Source organism: Corynebacterium sp. LK33 (assembly GCF_014334955.1).
GTDB classification, from domain to species: domain Bacteria; phylum Actinomycetota; class Actinomycetes; order Mycobacteriales; family Mycobacteriaceae; genus Corynebacterium; species Corynebacterium jeikeium_D.
Window position 1 is genome coordinate 1 of the sequence record NZ_PDGU01000009.1, and the last position, 20,267, is coordinate 20,267.

The 20,267-nt window shown below is 59.6% G+C and carries 17 protein-coding genes; 9 read left to right on the forward strand and 8 right to left on the reverse strand.

What is annotated here, in order from left to right; genetic code table 11:
- Positions 1–123 precede the first annotated feature (123 nt).
- A complete protein-coding gene (locus tag CRD20_RS03160) occupies positions 124–483 on the reverse strand; it encodes an FKBP-type peptidyl-prolyl cis-trans isomerase (RefSeq protein ID WP_005511805.1) in 360 nt (119 codons plus the stop codon).
- A gap of 215 nt (positions 484–698) precedes the next feature.
- The gene (locus CRD20_RS03165; RefSeq protein ID WP_016423307.1) at positions 699–1,994 is read right to left on the reverse strand and encodes a citrate synthase; all 1,296 of its coding nucleotides are present in this window, start codon (positions 1,992–1,994) and stop codon (positions 699–701) included.
- 725 nt (positions 1,995–2,719) lie between these two features.
- Between CRD20_RS03165 and serC the strand changes: the two genes are divergently transcribed.
- The 3 genes from serC to CRD20_RS03180 all read left to right on the forward strand — a co-directional run bounded on the left by serC (position 2,720) and on the right by CRD20_RS03180 (position 6,046).
- Positions 2,720–3,856, forward strand: coding sequence for a phosphoserine transaminase (serC, locus tag CRD20_RS03170; protein ID WP_016423308.1), 1,137 nt, complete (start codon positions 2,720–2,722; stop codon positions 3,854–3,856).
- A 141-nt stretch (positions 3,857–3,997) separates the two neighbouring features.
- On the forward strand, positions 3,998–5,125 hold the full coding sequence (sepH, locus tag CRD20_RS03175) for a septation protein SepH (protein ID WP_187404816.1): 1,128 nt from the start codon (positions 3,998–4,000) through the stop codon (positions 5,123–5,125).
- Positions 5,126–5,149: 24 nt separating this feature from the next.
- The gene (locus CRD20_RS03180) at positions 5,150–6,046 is read left to right on the forward strand and encodes a hypothetical protein (protein WP_246816351.1); all 897 of its coding nucleotides are present in this window, start codon (positions 5,150–5,152) and stop codon (positions 6,044–6,046) included.
- A 3-nt stretch (positions 6,047–6,049) separates the two neighbouring features.
- Here the strand turns inward: CRD20_RS03180 and CRD20_RS03185 are convergent, their stop codons facing one another.
- The 3 genes from CRD20_RS03185 to CRD20_RS03195 all read right to left on the reverse strand — a co-directional run bounded on the left by CRD20_RS03185 (position 6,050) and on the right by CRD20_RS03195 (position 9,297).
- Positions 6,050–6,922 (reverse strand): RNA methyltransferase, encoded by an 873-nt coding sequence (locus tag CRD20_RS03185; RefSeq protein ID WP_187404817.1) that lies wholly within the window; start codon positions 6,920–6,922, stop codon positions 6,050–6,052.
- Between the two features lie 9 nt (positions 6,923–6,931).
- A complete protein-coding gene (locus CRD20_RS03190; protein WP_187404818.1) occupies positions 6,932–8,446 on the reverse strand; it encodes an NCS2 family permease in 1,515 nt (504 codons plus the stop codon).
- A gap of 158 nt (positions 8,447–8,604) precedes the next feature.
- A complete protein-coding gene (locus tag CRD20_RS03195; RefSeq protein WP_224433761.1) occupies positions 8,605–9,297 on the reverse strand; it encodes a DUF3027 domain-containing protein in 693 nt (230 codons plus the stop codon).
- A 23-nt stretch (positions 9,298–9,320) separates the two neighbouring features.
- On the opposite strand from CRD20_RS03195, the gene CRD20_RS03200 reads away from it, so the two are divergent.
- Together CRD20_RS03200 and CRD20_RS03205 are read left to right on the forward strand one after the other, a co-directional pair.
- A complete protein-coding gene (locus tag CRD20_RS03200; RefSeq protein WP_187404819.1) occupies positions 9,321–10,481 on the forward strand; it encodes a glutaminyl-peptide cyclotransferase in 1,161 nt (386 codons plus the stop codon).
- Positions 10,482–10,603: 122 nt separating this feature from the next.
- Positions 10,604–11,098 (forward strand): DUF2771 family protein, encoded by a 495-nt coding sequence (locus CRD20_RS03205; RefSeq protein WP_049193037.1) that lies wholly within the window; start codon positions 10,604–10,606, stop codon positions 11,096–11,098.
- 72 nt (positions 11,099–11,170) lie between these two features.
- Here CRD20_RS03205 and CRD20_RS03210 read toward each other — a convergent pair whose 3' ends face one another.
- Positions 11,171–11,602 carry a cold-shock protein gene (locus CRD20_RS03210; RefSeq protein ID WP_070545904.1) on the reverse strand — a complete coding sequence of 144 codons (432 nt, stop codon included), beginning with the start codon at positions 11,600–11,602 and terminating at the stop codon, positions 11,171–11,173.
- A gap of 869 nt (positions 11,603–12,471) precedes the next feature.
- Here CRD20_RS03210 and CRD20_RS03215 point away from each other — a divergent pair.
- Positions 12,472–13,092 carry a transglycosylase family protein gene (locus CRD20_RS03215; protein WP_016423316.1) on the forward strand — a complete coding sequence of 207 codons (621 nt, stop codon included), beginning with the start codon at positions 12,472–12,474 and terminating at the stop codon, positions 13,090–13,092.
- Between the two features lie 441 nt (positions 13,093–13,533).
- On the opposite strand, the gene CRD20_RS03220 is transcribed toward CRD20_RS03215, so the two are convergent.
- Complete coding sequence (locus CRD20_RS03220; protein ID WP_016423317.1) at positions 13,534–13,722, reverse strand: hypothetical protein; 189 nt, start codon at positions 13,720–13,722, stop codon at positions 13,534–13,536.
- 74 nt (positions 13,723–13,796) lie between these two features.
- Here CRD20_RS03220 and CRD20_RS03225 point away from each other — a divergent pair, with 74 nt between their 5' ends.
- The 3 genes from CRD20_RS03225 to CRD20_RS03235 all read left to right on the forward strand — a co-directional run bounded on the left by CRD20_RS03225 (position 13,797) and on the right by CRD20_RS03235 (position 18,832).
- Positions 13,797–16,313, forward strand: a complete 2,517-nt coding sequence (locus tag CRD20_RS03225; protein ID WP_049189655.1) for a helicase-associated domain-containing protein — start codon at positions 13,797–13,799, stop codon at positions 16,311–16,313.
- A 148-nt stretch (positions 16,314–16,461) separates the two neighbouring features.
- On the forward strand, positions 16,462–18,165 hold the full coding sequence (locus CRD20_RS03230) for a DNA repair helicase XPB (RefSeq protein ID WP_070429506.1): 1,704 nt from the start codon (positions 16,462–16,464) through the stop codon (positions 18,163–18,165).
- Between the two features lie 25 nt (positions 18,166–18,190).
- Entirely contained in the window at positions 18,191–18,832 is a 642-nt protein-coding gene (locus tag CRD20_RS03235) for a DUF3239 domain-containing protein (protein WP_070602758.1), read from the forward strand.
- Positions 18,833–18,969: 137 nt separating this feature from the next.
- Here the strand turns inward: CRD20_RS03235 and CRD20_RS03240 are convergent, their stop codons facing one another.
- Positions 18,970–20,112: an alpha/beta hydrolase gene (locus tag CRD20_RS03240; RefSeq protein WP_069359667.1), complete on the reverse strand. Its 1,143-nt coding sequence runs from the start codon at positions 20,110–20,112 to the stop codon at positions 18,970–18,972.
- Positions 20,113–20,267 lie beyond the last annotated feature (155 nt).

The window sequence follows — 20,267 nt, forward strand, 5'->3', positions numbered from 1 at the left end:
ACGCCTGAAGTGTCATAAACGCAGTCACTTTCTTCGCCGGAAATCCTGCAAACCGCCGACGGAGGGATGGGCAGGAACCGCGAAGCGAAGCTCAGCCGACCAACAGAGCTAGCATGCGGACTTTTACTTAACGTCCAACAGGTCGATGACGAAGACCAGGGTCTTACCAGACAGGAAGTGTCCTGCACCAGCCGGGCCGTAAGCTTTCTCCGGAGGGCAAATCAGCTCGCGACGACCGCCGACCTTCATGCCCGGAATGCCTTCCTGCCAACCGGCAATCAGGCCGTTCAGCGGGAACTCGATGGACTGGCCACGGTTCCAGGAAGAGTCGAACTCTTCACCGGTTTCGTAGTCAACACCCACGTAGTGGACCTCGACACGAGCACCCGGGGTGGCCTCCTTGCCGTCACCGACAGTGAGGTCGTTGATGACGAGTTCCGTCGGAGCCGGACCGGACTTAGCAGTGAGTTCTGGCTTGGACAAGACAATCTCCTATCACAGTTGGCTTTTTCACAGTTGGTATTCAGCCCAACGTAAATGGACCCAACTTAAATGGGGTTTCTTAGAATTCTAGGAAAAATAAAAGGCGCGTACCAACCTTTCGAAGGCTAGTACGCGCCTTTTCGCCTTTTCAACGCTGGACTTTTCTATGCTGAGTTACCTGCGAGGAACCCCCTACGCAGTAATCGCTAGAAACCTTAGCGCTGGTCGCGCGGAACGAAGTCACGCTCGGTCTCGCCGGTGTAAATCTGGCGAGGGCGGTTGATCTTCGATGCCGGGTCAGTGACCTGCTCGTTGAACTGAGCGATCCAGCCCGGGAGGCGGCCGATGGCGAACAGGACGGTGAAGAAGTCCGTCGGGAAGCCCATGGCGCGGTAAATCAGACCGGTGTAGAAGTCAACGTTCGGGTAGAGCTTGCGGGAGACGAAGTAGTCATCAGCCAGTGCAATCTCTTCCAGCTTCATAGCCAGATCCAGCAGCTCGTCGCCGCCGAGGTGCTGGAGCACCTCGTGAGCGGTCTTCTTAGCGATAGCTGCACGCGGGTCGTAGGACTTGTAGACGCGGTGACCGAAGCCCATCAGGCGGACGCCCGGCTCCTTGTTCTTCACGCGGTTCATGAACTCGGTTGCGTCGCCACCGTGGTTCTGCTGGATGTCCTCGAGCATCTCCAGAACAGCCTGGTTAGCGCCACCGTGCAGCGGGCCAGACAGAGCGTTGATACCAGCAGCGATGGAGACGAACATGGAAGCGCCAGAGGAAGCGACCATGCGGACGGTGGAGGTGGAGCAGTTCTGCTCGTGGTCAGCGTGCAGGATGAGCAGCTTGTCCAGAGCGTCAACCACTACCGGATCAACCTCGTAGTCAGCGGTCGGGTAACCGAACATCATGCGCAGGAAGTTCTCGCGAGCGTTCAGGTTGTTGTCCGGGTACATGTACGGCTCACCCTTGGATGCGCGGTAAGCGTATGCAGCCAGCATCGGGACCTTAGCCATCAGGCGAACCGCAGCCAGGTTGCGCTGCTCTTCGTTCAGCGGATCCAGCTCGTCCTGGTAGTAGGAAGCCAGAATGTTGACCGAGGAAGCCAGGGTCTGCATCGGGTGTGCGCCACGCGGGAAGATGCTGAATGCGCGACGGAAGTCCTCGTCCAGCAGGGTGTGGTGACGAATGTCGTGGTTGAACTGCGCAAGCTCTTCCTCAGACGGAAGGTGGCCGTGAATCAGCAGGTAGGAAACCTCGTTGAAGGTAGCCTTCTCAGCCAGCTGCTCAATCGGGTAACCGCGGTAGCGCAGGATGCCGTTACCGCCGTCGATGTAAGTGATCTTGGACTCGGTAGAACCGGTGGCGGTGTAGCCCGGGTCGAAGGTGGTCAGTCCAGTTTCCTGGAGCATCTTGCCCAGTGCGATACCGTCGTTACCCTCGGTTGCCTTGACGATGTCCATCTCGAACTCGCCGCCCGGGTAGTGGAGTACAGCCTTGCCGTCTTTAGTAGCCACAACTTCCCTTTCACAGAAAAATTCTTCTTAACGACTCCAGAGTGCGGGGGAAGCAGGCACAGCGGAAAACAGCATGCTGCCTCCCAACTCCACGCCACCCCTTCGGGGTCGCATTGTTTTCAATGATTCAATTATGCGCGACATTTGCGTTCCATTGCATCTTGCCCAGTGAAAAAAGTTTGCTTAGTTCACATCGACCGTGTCGTAACCATAAAGAACCGACACCTACAGTGGATTAGAACACACAATATCAAAGAGTGTGAGCAGTGCAACACCCTCTACCCCATTCGGGCAGCCTGGGCTTACCCAATCTTGACCCTTCTTCACCCCGAAATGCAAATGGAAAAAACGGGTTTATTACGTTGTCACTGCTCATTTACTAATCAGGAGGTCAGGAGCCCATTCAACAGCCAATGTCTTTAAAAGTTCAAAAGTCATTGAGCCGACGCCCGAAAACACATCGACTAAATCCACAATAATTCACCCCTCGCCGCCCGCCCGAGGCCCCACACCGCCAAGTTTTCAGCACCAACAAAACTGGAAAAAATTCTTCGCAAACTTTGCAAATACGCCAATCCACCCTGTTTTGTTATGCAAAGTACGGAAGCGGGGGCAATTGAACCCCACCCTTTTGCTATAAGTACCCCCGATTACCGCTAGAGTTTGAAGACAACGGCTGTATATCAAGCTTCACTTTGAATGCACTTTGAAAGGTTGCGCCTCATATGAGCGATCAATTCCCAGTCCTCCCTGAAGAGTTCCAGCCCGGCGACGGCCGCTTTGGTTGCGGTCCGTCGAAGGTTCGCCCGGCACAGATTCAGGCAATCGTTGACGGCGGTACCTCTATCATGGGTACCTCCCACCGTCAGCCGGCAGTGAAGAACGTTGTTGGTGAGGTTCGCGAGGGTCTGGCTGAGCTCTTCCAGCTTCCGGACGGCTACGAGATTGTCCTGTCCCTCGGCGGCGCAACCGCTTTCTGGGATGCTGCCACCTTTGGGCTCATCGAGAAGAAGTCCGCTCACCTGACTTACGGTGAGTTCTCCTCCAAGTTTGCCAAGGCCTCCAAGATGGCTCCGTGGCTCGACGCTCCGCAGATCATCGAAGCAGAGCCGGGTTCCGCACCTGAGGTTGTCGCTGGCGAAGAGGGCGTTGACCTTATTGGTTGGGCTCACAACGAGACCTCCACCGGCACCATGGTTCCGGTCACCCGCCCGGCAGGCTCCGAGGGCCAGCTCGTGGCTATCGATGCCACCTCCGGTGCCGGCGGCCTCCCGGTCGACATGTCCCAGGCTGACGTCTACTACTTCTCCCCGCAGAAGTGCTTCGCTTCTGACGGCGGCATCTGGTTGGCTGCAATGTCCCCGGCTGCCATCGAGCGTATTGAGAAGATCAATTCTTCCGACCGCTTCATCCCGGCTTTCCTGAACCTGCAGACTGCCGTTGATAACTCCCGCAAGAACCAGACCTACAACACCCCGGCCGTCGGCACTTTGCTGATGCTGGCTGATCAGGTCAAGTGGATGAACGCCAACGGCGGCCTCGACGGCATGGTTGCCCGCACCACCGAGTCCTCCTCCCACCTCTACAACTGGGCTGAGAACCGCGCGGAGGCAACTCCGTTCGTCACCGATGCTGCAAAGCGCTCGCTGGTCGTCGGCACCATCGACTTCGAGGACAACATCGACGCCGCACAGATTGCCAAGGTTCTGCGCGCCAACGGCATCCTCGACATCGAGCCGTACCGCAAGCTGGGCCGCAACCAGCTGCGCATCGGTATGTTCCCGGCCATCGACCCGGAGGACATCCGTCGTCTGACTGGCGCTATCGACTGGGTTCTGGACAACGGCTACGCTGCAAAGTAACAGTCAAATACCGGCCTCAGCCGCTTAACTCCCGCGCCACGCGCAAGGGCATTGCCCCATTTGTCCGTGACGCGGGAGTTTTGTCGTTTACCATGATTAGTGAGCATTACTTATAACGTCGACCAACAAGGAGGTTCTCGCATGAGGGAGCTGAAGCCCGTTCTGGACGGCGATGTGACCGATTCACTGATTCTCGTTCCCGCCGATATCACCGAGCAGGAACGGCAGGAGGGACTTCGCTTCACGCTGCCTCTCGACGAGAACCTGCGCACTTTCCTGGTCGAGCACTTCGAGCTCGCCGATGCCGCCGGTTCCCCTGCTGCAGCTGATTCCGCATCGCTTGCCGACGGATCCAGCGCCGCCACCGCCACTGCCAGCGGTAGCTCTGGGGAGAGTGCTACCGCAGAGAGCGGTTCCACCGACGGAAGTTCCACTAGTGACAGCACAGCGGAAGCCACCACCTCAAGCGGCGACTCGGCCGAAGGCAGCGAGGCGGCCGGCAACTCCGCTACGGCAGGCGGGGCACCGAAGAAGACTCCAACGGCGCCGAAGCCTGTTCTGGAAGAGCCTCGCGTAGTTTTGTCGCCGCGCGAAATTCAGGACCGCATTCGCAGCGGTCAGACGGTGGAGGAGCTCATTGAGTACAGCGGCATGCAGCCGCGCAAGATTGAGTCCTTCGCCTACCCGGTGCTTGCAGAGCGTGCACGTATTGCGGAGCTCGGCAAGCAGTCGAAGCCACGTCGCATTGATGGCCCGGCCAAGTTGTCCCTGTGGGAGATTCTCGCCACCGCTTTTGCCGCCCGTGGCCAGGAACTCGCCGATGCCTCGTGGGACGCCTACCGCGACCCGAGTGGACAGTGGATTGTGACGGTTACTTGGAATGTCGGCCATACCACCAACGTGGCCGAGTGGAGTTACCAGGCGGAGGGACTTTCCGCGCTCACCATTGCTCGCAATGAGCTGGCAGCAGAGCTGATTGACCCCGACTTTGCCCGCCGCAACCGAGACTTGGCTCCGCAGGCCAATCGAGCTGCTGATACCGCGGATACCTCTGAGATGCCAGCCGCATGGCAGTCTTCGGCGGAGCCGCAGCGAGGCCACGGGGAGCAGGATGTTCCGTCGCAAAGCGATGCCGCCGACGACGATATTGACGAGGCGGAGTTCTTGCAGCACCCGGACGCGGAGCAGCCGAAGCGCAAGAAGAAGACTGTCATGCCGTCTTGGGAGGATGTGCTTCTCGGCGTACGTCCGAACGGCCCGAAGAAGTAGGAGTTTCCCTCGACAATGAGCTCCATGACCAGTGGCAACGCTTCTGATTTCGAATTCTCCGCGATTCGCCGCGGTGTAGTCACGATTTGGTTTATCAGCACCAATGACCCTGCTGCGACCCTGGAGACAGGTGTTCAGCACGACCGCGGTTTCGGGCGTCGTTTCCTAGCTCTCTATGACTCAACGCTGCCGGTAACACCGATTGGTGATTTCCCGCTCAACCGCTCGGCGGAAACCGGTGACGGTGAATACTACATCGGTGGCTTTGAGGGCGTTGCCGTACTGCAGACGGTTCTCGATGATGTCTCGCAGCTGTCCAAGCTGTCGCCTCGTCTACGGCAGGAGATTGCCGCCACGGACGTCTACGCGAGTGTGTCGAATAAATCCACGGGCTTCGGTGCCTTTGCGCATTGGCACGATGGTGAGCTCAAGCGCGCTTTCTCCGCTACTCGCTACCGCACACTGGAAGACATCGGTCTTCCCTGCCCCGCAGAGGGCAGTTTCTGGGCGGGCAAGCACCGCCCGCTGCCCGACGCTTTCGAAGATACGGGTTCACGTCCACGCGAGGGGGTCGGTTTGCCGTTCGTTCCGGCAGAGCTTGCCGACGCCGTCATCACCGACTGGCTCGGATTCGACCCGCATTCGCCCGCTACCGATATCCCTGTTAGTGGTTTTGCGGTGGATGGCCGTCGTGCGGCTCCCGGAGCTTCGTATTCGACGTCTCGTAGTCCACGCGGGCTAATGGGTGAGCCGGGTTCGTCCGAGTCTGGCGCAGAGCTTGACCGCGCCTACGACGACTACGAAGTTCACAACGCAGAGCCGAACCGAGACTTTCTGGAGGAGCTCAGTCGCTTTGGGGCTAAGGCCAAGAACTTCGCTGGCCGCACCTGGCGGCGGGCGCGAGGCAAGTTCGGGAAATAGTTTCTACCGTCCGGCGCGCTGTGACTGAACGCGCAGTCGCTCGTAGAACGCGATCGCTGCGGAGGTAGCCACATTCAGGCTGTCAGTTCCCGGTGACATGGGAATGCGAGCACGCACATCGGTGGCTGCCATCGCGTGCTCGGTAAGCCCCTGCCCCTCAGCGCCAACGAGAATCGCGACCTTGTCCGTGTCCATGGCATCCCACAGGTCCACCGTGCCCGCAGGGGTCATCGACACCACGCGGAAGTCCTGCTCTTTGAGCTGGTCCAAGCTTCGCTGCCAGGTGGTCGTAGTACCGGGCAGAGTCGCAAATGGGACTGTCAGCACATGCCCCATGGAAACGCGCACGCTGCGGCGATACAGCGGATCGGCGCAGGCCGCGCCGAAGACGACCCCATCCACGCCCATGCCCGCCGCGTTACGGAACAGGGCTCCGATGTTCTCGTGGTCGCCGACGCCCTCCATCACGGCCAAGGTGGTGGCTCCGCTCAGAACTTGGTCCACCGATAGCTCCGGCGCGCGGTCAGCGGTGGCCAGAAGGCCGCGGTGAAGATCAAATCCGGCCGCTGCGGCCAGAACCTCGCGGTCGAGTTCAAACCAGGGCACCGTTTCCGCAATAGCGGCCTCGCTCGCGGTCAGTCCGTCGGCAAGCGATGCGAGCTTCTGGCGAGTACCAAAGACTGCGCGGAGCGGAAAGCGTGAGCGCACTAACCGCGGCACAATGAGCGTGCCTTCGGCGATGACCAGCCCCTTCCCACCGGGCAAATCGGGGCGGGAATCGGACTTGTTGAGGTTGCGGATGTCATCGAGACGGCTGTCGGCGGGATCGTCGACGACGATGGGCGCAAAGCGTTCGAGGGATGTGGTGGTACTCATGGAAACTCTTTAGCCGCCCAGCAGAGCGGTGAACGGATCGGCTGCGAAGTAGATGATGAACAGGCCGGAGACAATCCACATCAGCGGATGTACGGACTTGGCACGACCCGAGAAGATAGCCATCGCAGCAAAGGTGATGAAACCGATGCCGATACCATTTGCAATCGAGTAGGTAAACGGCATGGCGACAATAGTCAAAAATGCCGGCAGTGCGATGTCGAAACGGGTGAAATCAATCTCGGTAATCTGCCCGATCATCATGGCACCGACGATGACCAGCACTGGCGCGGCAGCCTCGATGGGCACGATTTCATAGAGCGGGGTGAAAAACATCGCTGCCAGAAAGAGGATGCCGGTGACAATGTTGGCAAGGCCAGTGCGTGCACCATCGGCGATGCCCGCTGCGGAGTCCACAAAGACGGTGTTCGACGAGGAGCTGACTGCACCACCGACAATGGCACCGGTGCCTTCGACAACCAGTGCGCGCTTCATGTCCGGCAGCACACCGTCTTCATCGACAAGTGCGGCCTGCTTGCCCAGACCAGTCATCGTGCCCATGGCATCGAAGAAGTTCGCCAGGACCAAGGTAAACAACAGCATGGTGGCGCTGAGGGCACCGACGCGGGCAAAGGATCCGAAAAGATCCACAGCTCCAACGAGGGACAAGTCCGGCATGCCGCCTACGCGGTCCGGCAGAGTCGGTACCGCGAGATTCCAACCGGTCGGCACTGGCTTGCCATCAGCGAAGGAGGGGCCCGCATCCGTCAAGGCCTCGACTGCGAGCGCAATGATGGTATTCAGCACGATGCCGATGAACAGGCCACCTGGAATATTGCGGACAACCATGATGCCGCAGATAATCAGTCCGAGGACGAACACGGCGGTCGGCCACGAGGCAATCTGACCATTGATGCCGAGCTGCACCGGAACAGTCGTGTCAGCGGCATCGGGAATACGGCGAACCAGGCCACCGTCGACCAGACCAATCATGGCAATGAATAGGCCGATACCCACACTCATCGCGGCCTTCATATCGGACGGAATCGCGTGGAAGACAGCTGTGCGGAATCCGGTCAGCGCCAGCAGCACGATAATCACCCCGTCCAGCACGACCAGGCCCATCGCTTCTTCCCAGGCCAGCCCCTCGTTAGCAACGAATGTCACGGCAACCAGGGTGTTGATGCCCAGGCCCGTCGCAATGCCGAAGGGGTACTTGGCAAAGAGACCAAAAGTAATGGTCATGACACCCGCGGCGAGCGCGGTGACAGCAGCGACCTGTGGTATCCCCAGGCTATTGCCGTTGACATCCTCGATATTGCCGAGGATCAGCGGGTTGAGCAGAATGATGTAGGCCATCGCGAAGAAGGTCACTACGCCACCGCGAATCTCGGTTACGGTTGTCGAACCGCGCTCCGTGATGTGAAAATAGCGGTCCACTGCCGAAAGATGGCTCCCCTTCCGTGCAGGCTTGGAGTCCTTCGCCTCATCTGAGGATGTTGCAGAGGTGGACGTACCTTTGTCCATTTTTTATGCCTCTCTAGAGTCTCTTTACTATCCGTGTCACGTGTTTATCCGTGTCAGAGCGGAATTTTTGTGCCGAAAGCCGTCACAGTGCAGTCTCTGGGACCACAGCGGTGTCGAAACTGCACCGTCTTCGTCATCGCGTTTGCCTAGGTGGAAAGCTACAGGTGCGAATCCTGGTAGGGTTCCGCCACCGGAGCGCCCTGCCCCGTTACTTCCGGGATGGCTGAGTGAGCACCGCAGCCGTGGTCAAAGCTTACGGCCGTGGCATCGAATGTCCATTCGTTGACGCACACACCCCAGTTCTTACCGAGCGGCCCGGTCAACGGAACCATAAAGGCGCAAGTTCGGCAGCGGTGCAATGCTTCCCGAGCAAAGTCACTCTCGGGGCCGGTATCGCCCTCTTCCCAACGCTGCTCGGTATCTTCCACACCACGCGCCGACAAGGTGCGGGTCTGCAAGTCATCGCCGTCGAGTCGCTCATCTCCCACTGCAGCCGGCAACAGATCGCGCGGACCGAGGTCACCGGGGCGCAGCCGCTCCTCGTAGGGCACCCATTCAGGCGCCTGCAGCGCGGTTTCGCCAGGAACAAGAGCTACTTCACTGACCGTCGCCTGTTGAGTACCCGGCGCGCACGCGACCACCACATGCCACTCCCAGCCCCTGTATCCGGGCAGGTCAGCCGCAAAACGATGCACCGCAACGCCCTCGCCTACGACACTTACACCGGTGTGCGCGCCGGCAGGCCCCTCCCCGAGCTCTTCAATCGCGGTACGGGCAGTGTCGACCGCCTGGTGATTCATCACCTTCCCCCGTCGGCGGCTGTTTCGGGAACGTCGTCGATTTTCAGTCACGTTTCCTATCCTAGAGTGAAGCTATGGACAGATTCCCGTCGGGCGACGCAAAACTCGCCCGCCCCTTCCACTCATCACGCTTTACGACGGCCCGAGCTGCCATCCTCTCCGTGGCAACTGCCGCCCTATTGGCCGGTTGTGCGGCTGAAACTGGTTCAGGTGGCAATCACTCAGGCGAGGCCACTACTAGTAGAGCTAGTGCCGGCTCGAACTCCGGCACCGCCCCAAGGTCGACTTCAGCATCGGTTAATCCCTCCGAACTGGTCGGTGCCGATAAGGTGCCGGGGCTCGGTGACGTTCCGACACTGAAACTGGCCATCGAGCAGTCCTATCCTGTCTCGGCTCCACCACTTCCCACGGAGAAGAACGTCGCTGCGCCTTTTGTCCAGGGCCTTGAGTTCGAACCCGATGGCTCTTTGTTGATGGGCACCGGCCTCTACGGCGAGTCCCAGATTTACCGATTACCGCAGTGGCTCGACAACTCTGCAGCCGAGCCGACCAACGTGGAAGATTTACAGCCTGAACTCTTCGGCGAGGGGATTACCCGTCATGGAGATACCGTGTGGCAGCTGACGTGGAAGGAAGGACGCGCCATTGAACGCGACGCGGCTACTCTCAAGCAGCGTCGCGAGGTTCCCTTCGACACCGAAGGCTGGGGCGCGTGCTCCTTCGAGGACACCATCGTGACCTCCGACGGCAGTGGCGCCCTCACTTTCCGCGCCCCCGATGACCTCTCTTCCCAGCGTCAACTGCCCGTCACTGCAGCAGGTACAGAGACAACGTGGCTCAACGAACTCGAGTGCGTCACTGTCGACACCGACATAGCCCCGGACGCAGCTCCGGACGAAGCACCAGCGGACACGAGCGATTCAAACAACCAGAGCAACGCGGACGGACCAAACTCCCCGCAATCGCACCGCGAGATTTGGGCCAACGTCTGGCAGAGTCCATTCATCTACCGCATCAACCCGGAAGACGGAAAGGTCACAGGCATCGTCGATGCCACCGAGCTCTTCCGCGACTTGTACGCGCAGCTCTCCCCGGCAGAGCAAAACAGTATTGATGTGCTCAACGGCATTGCTCTATTGCCGGATTCTTCCTCTACCTCCCCCAATGGCCCCCGCCAGTTCCTGCTCACAGGGAAGAAATGGCCCACGGCCTACCGTGTTACCGTGAGTGAATAGCAGTATCTAGCCCGAGAACGGCTAGTGTGACTGAACGTAGCTTCAATTCCGTTACGAATGTCGGGAAGTGAGAGTTGATGGGATCGAGTAGGCGCCGCTGGCAACAGAATAGTAAGGCGTTCATGGTTGTCGGCGCTATTGTCGTGGTGGGTCTTGTCGTCACCGGCATTGTCCTTGCCGTCAATAAGTGGACCAACCAGGCAATCGACGACCCGCACGCGCTGTCCATCGAGGTCATTCAGGACGGCGAAACCACAGAGGTTCTTCCCTACCGTGTCTGCGACCTCTTTGAGAAGAATGCCTGCACCACGACTGAGGCCAACGCCGCCAAGATCTCCCTGGGCGAGCAGGAGACAGCTGAGGTTAACGTCGGCTCCACTGTTGGCTCTAACTCTTGGACTCTGCAGCGTTTCTTCTCCGACGATGCGGTCAACTCCACCTCTCGCAAGGATCCGGGCGAAGCCACGACCGAGACCATCGCCGGCTCCGCAGCTGTTGCCGGCAAACGCACCCCACTCGGGGTCGTGGAGGTTTCCACCGCGCTCATCGGAAAGAACTCCGAGGGTGAAGAGACCACCTACGGTATTACTTGGTCGATCGTCAACGAACAGTCGTAAAGCACAGCAAAACGCCCGCTCACTGAGGTTATCCACCTTCGTGAGCGGGCGTTTTTCACATCTTCTACCGACTTACGAGTCCAGCTCGCGCGCGACCGCACGCAGGACTTCAGCCATCTGGTGGCCGTCCTTACGCTCCGGGTAACGCCCGGCGCGCAGGTCACGCTGCACCGTCGACTCCAGCATGGAAATCATGTCCGAAATCATGCCGTTGAGATCGCTGGGGCTGTGCTTCTTTGCTTGACGACGGGCTCCTGCGCCCCCACCTGCCCCGCCACGGCGGTGACGGGCACCGCGCGGTCCCTCGTCGAGCACCTTGATCCGGAGAGCCTGCGGGCCTGGGCGGCCGTCAGCGTAGTCGTACTCCAGGCGCTGACCAGTTACGAGTTCTTCCACGCCTTTCGGCAGCACGTTCCTGCCGATGTAGACATCTTCACCGTCCGGATTCGAAACGAAGCCAAAACCGCGATCCTTGTCGTACCACCTGACCTTACCGATGGGCACTTTCCACCTAACCTTCCCGTGCCCTGTGACTGGGGGCACTCAACCTCGTTCCCCTTGTGCAGCGGTGACTGCCCTTCGGGGTCTTCGGATCGGAGATGCAATTCTTCCGCATTTGCCACCGTCCTCGCACGCACAAATGGCCAGAGTTAGAGGCTCGCTCGGGGCGAGCTTGGCCAGACAGGACCGCGAGGATATGCCAGGCCGGGTGCTGTCTTAATGGTGTTCCTTTAATTAAGGTGCGACCAAAACAGGACGCACTCCAACCGGGAACACATTATTTATTACTGCTTACTAGTGCGAAGTGGCGGCAGCGGTAGCGGCGTGCATGTGCACGTCACCTCCGATTACCTAAAGAACTCAATTATACCCATAGATGGGGACATAAAGGGAAGACGGATCTGTGTGAAGCGAGCACTCTCGCGGATTGACGCACCGAGACGGCAACTAACTGCCAGCGTTGGTTCTTTATGACTATCTCTTATGGCCTCTTTTCAAGTACCGGAGACGCGCCAAAACAGGAAAAATAACAAGACGATAACGTGAGCTTTATCACATTTTGAAGTTTTAACTTACACATCACCAATAACAGTCACGTCTCTTACCTGCAGTTTCACCTACTTTTATGCATATTTCCCACCTGCGCTCAAAATTAAGAATCCGGCGATTCGCGTGACTATTTCGTTATCAACCGCTACGGTGTGCAATCGACGCGTTTAACGGACGAAGTCGCATAGATCGCCTTCATCTCACTCCAGTGCGATGACATCGGCCCGTTATCAATAACGTGAAGAACTTTCCATAAGAGTGAGATGGGGTTGCATTAGCCCCACTGGCGCCACAAAGAAAATCGACGAAAAGGAAATTTTCATATGGCTCGCCACGCAGCTAAGACCAACACCTTCGCTTCCACTTCGGCAAAGGTTGCACTGACCGGCGCAATCCTCGGTGCCGGTGCCGCTATCTTCGCACCGACCGCTTCTGCAGCTCCGGACTCCGACTGGGACCGCCTGGCACAGTGTGAGTCCGGTGGCAACTGGCACATCAACACCGGAAACGGCTACTACGGCGGCCTGCAGTTCTCCGCAAGCACCTGGAACGCTTTCGGTGGTAACGAGTTCGCTTCGACCGCTGATCAGGCTTCCCGCGAGCAGCAGATTTACGTTGCTGAGAAGGTCCTGGCTCAGCAGGGTTGGGGCGCATGGCCGGCTTGCTCCGCAAGCCTGGGTCTCTCCTCCGGCCCGACCGATCGTCCGCACCCGAGCCAGGGCTCCGCTCCTGTTCGCGCACAGGCCGCTCCGGCAGCTGCTGCTTCCGACTCCAAGACTGACCTGGTTCAGCAGTTCGCTGACCGCCTGTCCAACGTCGACAGCCTGTCCGACGCTCAGGCACTCATCGCTGAGTTCCGTGCACTGACCGGCGAAGTTGAGCTCCCGCAGGAACTGGTCGCAGCCATTCCGTTCGACCTGTCGAAGCTGCAGGGTCTGATTTAAGACTTTCGAGCTAGCCAGCTCATCACAGTAGCCCCGAGGGTAATCCCCTCGGGGCTACTTTTTGCCTTCCGCAGATTGGCGGTGCCGACCCAACGCGAGTTAGTGACTGCGTGAATTACTGTCTGCGTTTATGGCTGGCAACGGCGTACCAACGCGAGTTAGTGACTGCGTTTATGACAAAAATGACTCAAAAAATGGCTTGATAGTGTCATAAACCCACACAGTTTCACATTTGCAGCCCGCATCCATGGGGCCATTCCGGTGGATTAACCGGAAACGGGCTTGAATAAGCCCCCCGCCCACTTCAAGCCCCCCACTTCAAGCGCCCCTACTCAAGCCCCCGCCCCGAGGCCACTGATGTGAAAACCCGCAGCCATGACTGAACTAGCAGTCACGGCTGCGGGCCTCCAGCAGAAGTAGCTCTGTTAAGAATCTAAAAGATTACTTGTTAATCACCGTGGTCGGGTGCACGTAACCCAGAGTCTCCGGATCAACCGGGAACTCAATGTCGCCGAAAGGCGAATCTGCACCAGCGTGGTGAGCAATCAGTTCAGTAACAGCGTGCTGACCAGGCTCGAGGTCCTTCGGCCAGCCGGGATCGACATAGGATTTCTTTGCAACGTTAGCCATGCTGAGATTATCCCAAAAATTTTCTCCCCAGTCACCTTCTCCCCTCCTTAAATCTCACTAAAGTGGGGATTGTCATGACTAGCACCACCCCCTTTGCACTCTTTTCCGACTGGCTGGCAGGTCAACCAGACCAATTTGTGGGCACTATCCTCAGCAATCGCCCCGATGCGCTGTCGCCACCGCCGAAGTCTTCCCAGGTCCTAGCGGCAAGGCTCCAGCTCCGCGCTTCTGTCTCCCGCGCGCTGACCAGACTGCCCGCACTGGAGCTCGCCTGCATTGAGGCTGCCGCTGACCTCGGTGCCGACGCCGAACCCGTCACTGCGGACGCCCTCATCGACTACATTCTCGACTTACTCTCTCGAGCAGAGGTTCCCGCCAATCAACGGCCCACGGCCACGCATATTCGGACAAGCCTCGATACCCTGCGCGAATACGGCCTCATCTGGGGCAACGGCCCCGGCCCCCGCGGCACCTTCACCGGCAAGTCCACCCGCAAGAAGCCTCTGCCCTGGCAGGACTACTTCTGCCTCAGCGATGAGGTCGCCACCTCGTTGCCACCTGGCTGGTATCTTCTGCCCAATCCCGATGGCCCAAGCCGCAGTCAGCTACGCACGGCACTCACCGAGGTTACAGACAGACAGCAGCGGCTTCTGGACACCCTCGCCAACTCCGGAGGTCTCGGCGTTACAAAGGACGCTCATCCGGATGCCGACCCTTCGCTGCCGGTCCCAGCGCTCATCAACGCCGGCCTGCTCGAACGCATCGACGAGGGCACCGTCCGCCTGCCCGCCACCGTTCGCGCGCTTATGCGTGGAGTCGGGCTTGCCGACGACGACGTCCCCCTGCGCCCCGAAACCCCCGCTACCCACGTGATTGCCAGCGGTAACGACCGTGCTGCCGCCACTGCCTGGGAAACTTTGCGACAGGCGACTGACCTGCTGGACTTGCTGGGAACCGACCCCGCGCCGACATTGAAAAACGGTGTCATTGGAGTGCGGGAAACCCGCAGTCTCATCGAGGAGCTCGGCGTCGACATCTCGGAGTTGGCTCGCGGCGTGGCTAACCTCAGTGCAGCGGGGCTGGTTCATGTCGGCACTCCGCATCCGCTGCCACTGCATGACACCGGTGGTGACTATTTCGCCCCCACGCTGGCAGCCGACGGCTTCCTCGACGCCGATCTGGTTGACCGGTGGGTGAGTTTGACGGTCGGCACTCGCACTAGCGACGCAGCTCCCTGGCGGGTCGACCAGCTCAATGAGGAAGGCAAGCGCATTGCTCTACTCTCCCCACAAGCTCGGCTCTCCGGGGTACCGTCAATCCGGGAAATGGTGCTGGCCTGCTGTGCGCAGGTGGCGTCGTCGGCAAGCGACAACGACATCGTTGCTCTGACTGACCTGCGTGAATGCGCCGCCTACTACTACCCGATTACCAACGCGAGGTGCACGGACGAGACGCTCAGTGGCGTGGTCGACGAGCTGGTCGCCCTCGGCATCGTCGTGCGGGACCCGGGCGTGGAAACGATTTCCGTCGGCCTTAGCGAGGTTGGCAAAGCCATGGTCGCACTCATCGAATCCGGCACCGCCGAGGCCTTCGACGATCTGCGTGCCGCCTGTAACAACCTCTTGCCACCGAACGCCTCGTACCTGATGGTTCAGGCGGACAACACCATCGTCGTACCGGGCCCCGCATCCCCGGAGATGGAACGCATGCTCAGTTCGATTGCGCAGCTGGAATCTCCCGGCCTCGCCAGCGTCTACCGCGTGACCGAAGACAGCCTTCGCGATGCCCTCGACGCCGGCATCAATGCCGCCGATATCTCGGAGTTTCTTTCGCGCTACGCCGTCGGCGAGGTGCCGCAGTCCATTACCTATTTGCTTGACGACGTCGCCCGCCGCCACGGTCGTCTCCGCGGTGGCCCCGCAGCTTCGTTTATCCGCTGTGACGATCCGGCCCTGCTGGCCTCATTCCAGAGTCACCAGGCTGGGCAAAGCCTGGCGTTGCGGAAGATTGCCGAAACGGTGCTAATTAGCCAGGCCCCGCTTGCCCAGGTGATTGAGACCGCTAGAAATGCGGGCTTTTCCATCATCGCCGAAGATGCAGAGGGTTTGGTGCTGGATCTCGGTCGCGCTCCCTGCCGCATTGAGGCGCCAGCTCCGGTGCCTACTGCGCGTACAACGATGCCCGAACCGGAACGCATCAGCCAGGCGTTGACGGCTATTGCCGATGGCAACCGTGCTGCTGAGCACGCTGGTAGTTCCAGTGGCACTGCAGCCAGTGGCAACACTGCTGGGGTCTCTGGCTCGGCTGCGGATTCGGCGACAGGTACGGGCACGGCTGCCGGTGCCAGCGCTAGCACCGGTGGCACGAGCGACTACGCCTCCGGCACCGAAGCGTTCAAGCTTCTGCAGCGCGCGGCTCGCCATGGCGACGACCTGTATTTGAGCTACGTTGACCGCAACGGCAAACCCGGCCGCAAGCGCGTGCGCCCAGTCACCGTCTCCGGTGGGCAGGTCGATGCTATCGACCCGGCCACCAGTCAAGTGCTGCGCTTCCTGCTGCATCGCATTACCGAAGTACATCCTGTCGACTAGGCGGCGGGCGCGCGGACCGTCGTAAAGCGATGCAGAAGCGAATGTGGCGGTTCGGGATAATTCGAGCCCGTGCCGCATCTTCTGCGTAATCGTGGCAGAATTGACCTTTAGCTTATTTTTGGTCGAATGTCTGCGAGGCGAGGGAATAATGGGTTTCGGTACGGGTCCGCTGATCGTCCAATCGGATAAGACGGTGCTGCTGGAGGTCGATAACCCGGAGGCGGATGCGGCACGCGCGGCGCTGGCACCGTTCGCGGAGCTCGAACGTGCTCCTGAACATGTGCACACCTACCGCATCACCCCGCTGGCGCTGTGGAATGCCCGCGCCGCCGGTCACGACGCGGAGCAGGTGGTCGATGTCCTCGAGCGCTTCTCCAAGTTCCCCGTCCCACAGCCGCTGCTTATCGACGTCGCGGAGACCATGGACCGCTACGGTCGCCTGAGCCTGACCAAGCATCCAGCTCACGGCCTTATTCTGGTTTCACACGACCCTGCGGTACTGGCCGAGGTGACCAAGCACAAAAAGATTCGTCCGATGCTCGGCGAGCAAATCGACGCCGACACCTGGACCGTGCACCCCTCCGAGCGAGGCCGAATCAAACAGGAGCTGCTGAAGGTCGGTTGGCCGGCCAATGACACCGCCGGCTACATCGATGGTGAGGCACACGCCATCGCTTGGCAGGATCAGGGCACCGGAGGCCACGACACCTGGGAACTGCGCGACTACCAACGCATGGCGGCCGATTCCTTCCGCGAAGGTGGCTCCGGCGTCGTGGTGCTGCCCTGTGGCGCAGGCAAGACAATCGTCGGTGCAGCGGCCATGGTAGACGCGCAGCGCACCACGTTGATTCTGGTCACCAACACCGTCGCCGGCAGGCAATGGCGCGACGAGCTGCTGCGACGCACCTCGCTGACCGAGGGCGAAATCGGCGAGTACTCCGGCGAAAAGAAGGAAATTCGCCCCGTCACCATTGCGACCTACCAAGTGGTCACGCGCAAGACTAAGGGAGAATACCGCGCACTCGAGTTATTCGATTCCCGCGACTGGGGCCTCATCATCTATGACGAGGTCCACCTCCTGCCCGCTCCTGTGTTCCGAATGAGCGCGGATCTGCAGTCGCGCCGTCGACTGGGGCTCACCGCTACCCTGGTGCGCGAAGATGGCCGCGAGGGCGATGTCTTCAGCCTGATTGGCCCGAAGCGCTACGACGCCCCGTGGAAGGACATCGAAGCCCAGGGCTGGATCGCACCGGCTGACTGCGTTGAGGTCCGCGTGACCCCAACCGAGTCCGAGCGCATGCTCTACGCCACGGCTGAGGCCTCCGACAGGTATCGTCTGGCCGCAACGACGCCGACGAAGATTCCCGTCGTCAAGCAAATCCTTGCCCGACACGAGGGCGAACCCGCTCTGGTGATTGGTGCCTACCTGGATCAGCTCGAAGAGATCGGCGAAGAGCTCGGCGTCGACGTCATCGAAGGAAAGACGTCCAACGCCAAACGCGAGGAGCTCTTTGGGAAGTTCCGGCGCGGCGAGATCAACACGCTGGTGGTCTCCAAGGTTGCGAACTTTTCCATCGACCTTCCCGAAGCCTCTGTCGCCGTGCAAATCTCCGGCACCTTCGGTTCCCGACAGGAGGAGGCACAGCGCCTGGGGCGTCTCCTGCGCCCGAAGTCCGATGGTGGTGGCGCCGTCTTTTACTCGGTGGTGACTCGCGATACGCTCGATACCGAATACGCAGCTCACCGCCAGCGTTTCCTGGCGGAACAGGGCTACGCCTACCGAATCGTCGACGCTGATGAGTACCTCGGGCCCTCCCTGCCCGGTGATTCCACCGCTAGCTCGGAATCCTAGAAAACTGGATAACTAAAGGACTGCCATGAACTTTCACTTCCCCGTCAACCGCGAGCACACCAACGCCAACAACGAGTACTACCGCGATGCCCGCCGACTGCTCATCTCCTCCGGCATTTTCTCTGCTCTGCTGCTCGTCGGCGCTGTGCTGGTTCTAATAGTTTTCGACCGCACGCCGTTTGTTATCGGCAGCGCGGTTGTGCTTTTCGCCCTCGCGGCTCTCTACGTCGGCGTTACCTTCCAGGTGCGACGCGCAATTAAGGATCCGCAAGAGCTTTACGACGAATCCCCGCTGGTTCCGGCCATGATTGCGCGTGTGGATGAGCGGACCATGGTGCTGATGACCCTGGTGGACATGCGTAAAAACCCCTCCGATGGCGAGCCCGTCCCGGCCCTGGCTACACGAACTGTCACCACGATTTCCGGTGTCCCCCGCCGCGTGGGCGCGAAGGTGCCAGCTGTTGCTGTTGCCGGTACACACAAGAGCCGCACCGAGTTCTACGACGAGATCACCCCAGTGCCGCTCGCCTGGTCCACTCCAGACAAGTCAGTCATTGCCCAAGCCCAGCGCAATATTCCGGTCAACGATTGGAATGTGCTCGAACGCAACATCGACCGGGTGGAAGAGGTACACGCAACGAAGCGCAACCTCCTGCCGCTGAACTAGTCCGGGGGGGGGCTGTTAGCCCCCGACATTTTGGCACTGAACTGTTCTAGACCCGCCCCCGATTTCCCTTAGCAACGCTCCCCTCCGCGGTGCTCACATGCACGGCGAGAGCGCCATTAGGAACTGAAACGGGTTGACTAGCTCTTACCCCAGGACTCTTCGTTCTGCCGGTCAATCGCTTCCTTATCGTATTCACCTGCCGGGTCCTCTGGCAGCTCACGTTCCGTGTGAGTGGCCTCTAGAATGAACCGCGCCGCGTCCGTAATCTGCTCTCGCTGAACCTTTGGAACCGCAATCTGGTGAGTCGCCAAGAATACCGCCTGAGTGGCGTCTCCACCTGCCTCCTCGACCTTCTTCAGGTACTCGGTAGCTGGCCGAACAACAGTATCGCGGGAGGCCGCCTGAACGTGGACACGCATGCTTCGCGACGGCTCATGCAATCCCGGTGACACTTCCTTTGCCGAATCATCAGAGGTGCCGAAGAATGCCTGCAACCACACCGCAGGAGCACCACGCAGGTCTAGAGCCGGGGCAACGAGCAACAGAGCAACCGGAGTGTCTTGACTAATCTGGTCTACCGCGGAAACAACGTTGTGGCCGCCTGAAGAGACACCATAAAGAACTAACGGGTTCTGATCACTGATGGGCATTGCACCCAATTTTTGAAGCTGCAACGAATCATCTGCGACAGATGCGACTACCCGCGCAATGTCATAGACGGCCTCAGATACCTTATTCTCTGGTGCGAGCCGGTAATCCACGTCCACAACAATTGCGCCCGATCGGGCTGCCAGGGCAGCCATATTTGGGCCGAAGGAATTCTCACGCAGACTGCCGTCGCCCATCCAGAAAGCGCCGCCGTGTGCGGCAACTACCACAGACCCGGTTGGATCCTGTGGGACAAAAACCCGCACCGGAACGCTAGGACTATCCCCCACCGTCGTATCCGTCACCTCTACTTTGCCGTCGGCATACGCAAGGTATGGCGAGGAATGGTTGACGGCCGCCCCCAGGACCATCATTGAACCGTGAATGATGGCGTCTGGCATACGAGCGCCGCGGTCATTGACTGAAGCACGAGCCTTCTTAATGTCTTCCTCAGAGGCACCCAAGGGGACAACCTCGCTCAAGTAGGAATAGGCCGAGACGTGTTCTTCGAGCCATTCAATAAGCTGTTGTAGCTTACCTTCTTCGGTCGTTACGGGAGTGAAGTTGTCTTGAGCCTCGTCCTCAGAAGAAGCGAGGTTAACCACATCGGAGTTAGGTGTCTGATTAGTCATAGAGACAGTCTGCCACAGAGAGCCAACGAGGATTCACCAAAAGAGGAAACCGAGGATCCGATCGACGCTTAGTTAATTCCGTTTACCTGTGGGTAACAAAAAGTGGGCCGCAGCAGCCCACCCCACACAGGAACTGGCTACCACGACCCACAAAA

Coding starts and splice junctions, on each gene's coding strand:
- serC (WP_016423308.1), top strand. CDS start 2,720: ATGAGCGATCAATTCCCAGTCCTCCCTGAAGAGTTCCAGCCCGGCGAC.
- sepH (WP_187404816.1), top strand. CDS start 3,998: ATGAGGGAGCTGAAGCCCGTTCTGGACGGCGATGTGACCGATTCACTG.
- CRD20_RS03180 (WP_246816351.1), top strand. CDS start 5,150: ATGACCAGTGGCAACGCTTCTGATTTCGAATTCTCCGCGATTCGCCGC.
- CRD20_RS03185 (WP_187404817.1), bottom strand. CDS start 6,922: ATGAGTACCACCACATCCCTCGAACGCTTTGCGCCCATCGTCGTCGAC.
- CRD20_RS03190 (WP_187404818.1), bottom strand. CDS start 8,446: ATGGACAAAGGTACGTCCACCTCTGCAACATCCTCAGATGAGGCGAAG.
- CRD20_RS03200 (WP_187404819.1), top strand. CDS start 9,321: ATGGACAGATTCCCGTCGGGCGACGCAAAACTCGCCCGCCCCTTCCAC.
- CRD20_RS03205 (WP_049193037.1), top strand. CDS start 10,604: ATGGTTGTCGGCGCTATTGTCGTGGTGGGTCTTGTCGTCACCGGCATT.
- CRD20_RS03215 (WP_016423316.1), top strand. CDS start 12,472: ATGGCTCGCCACGCAGCTAAGACCAACACCTTCGCTTCCACTTCGGCA.
- CRD20_RS03220 (WP_016423317.1), bottom strand. CDS start 13,722: ATGGCTAACGTTGCAAAGAAATCCTATGTCGATCCCGGCTGGCCGAAG.
- CRD20_RS03225 (WP_049189655.1), top strand. CDS start 13,797: ATGACTAGCACCACCCCCTTTGCACTCTTTTCCGACTGGCTGGCAGGT.
- CRD20_RS03230 (WP_070429506.1), top strand. CDS start 16,462: ATGGGTTTCGGTACGGGTCCGCTGATCGTCCAATCGGATAAGACGGTG.
- CRD20_RS03235 (WP_070602758.1), top strand. CDS start 18,191: ATGAACTTTCACTTCCCCGTCAACCGCGAGCACACCAACGCCAACAAC.
- CRD20_RS03240 (WP_069359667.1), bottom strand. CDS start 20,112: ATGACTAATCAGACACCTAACTCCGATGTGGTTAACCTCGCTTCTTCT.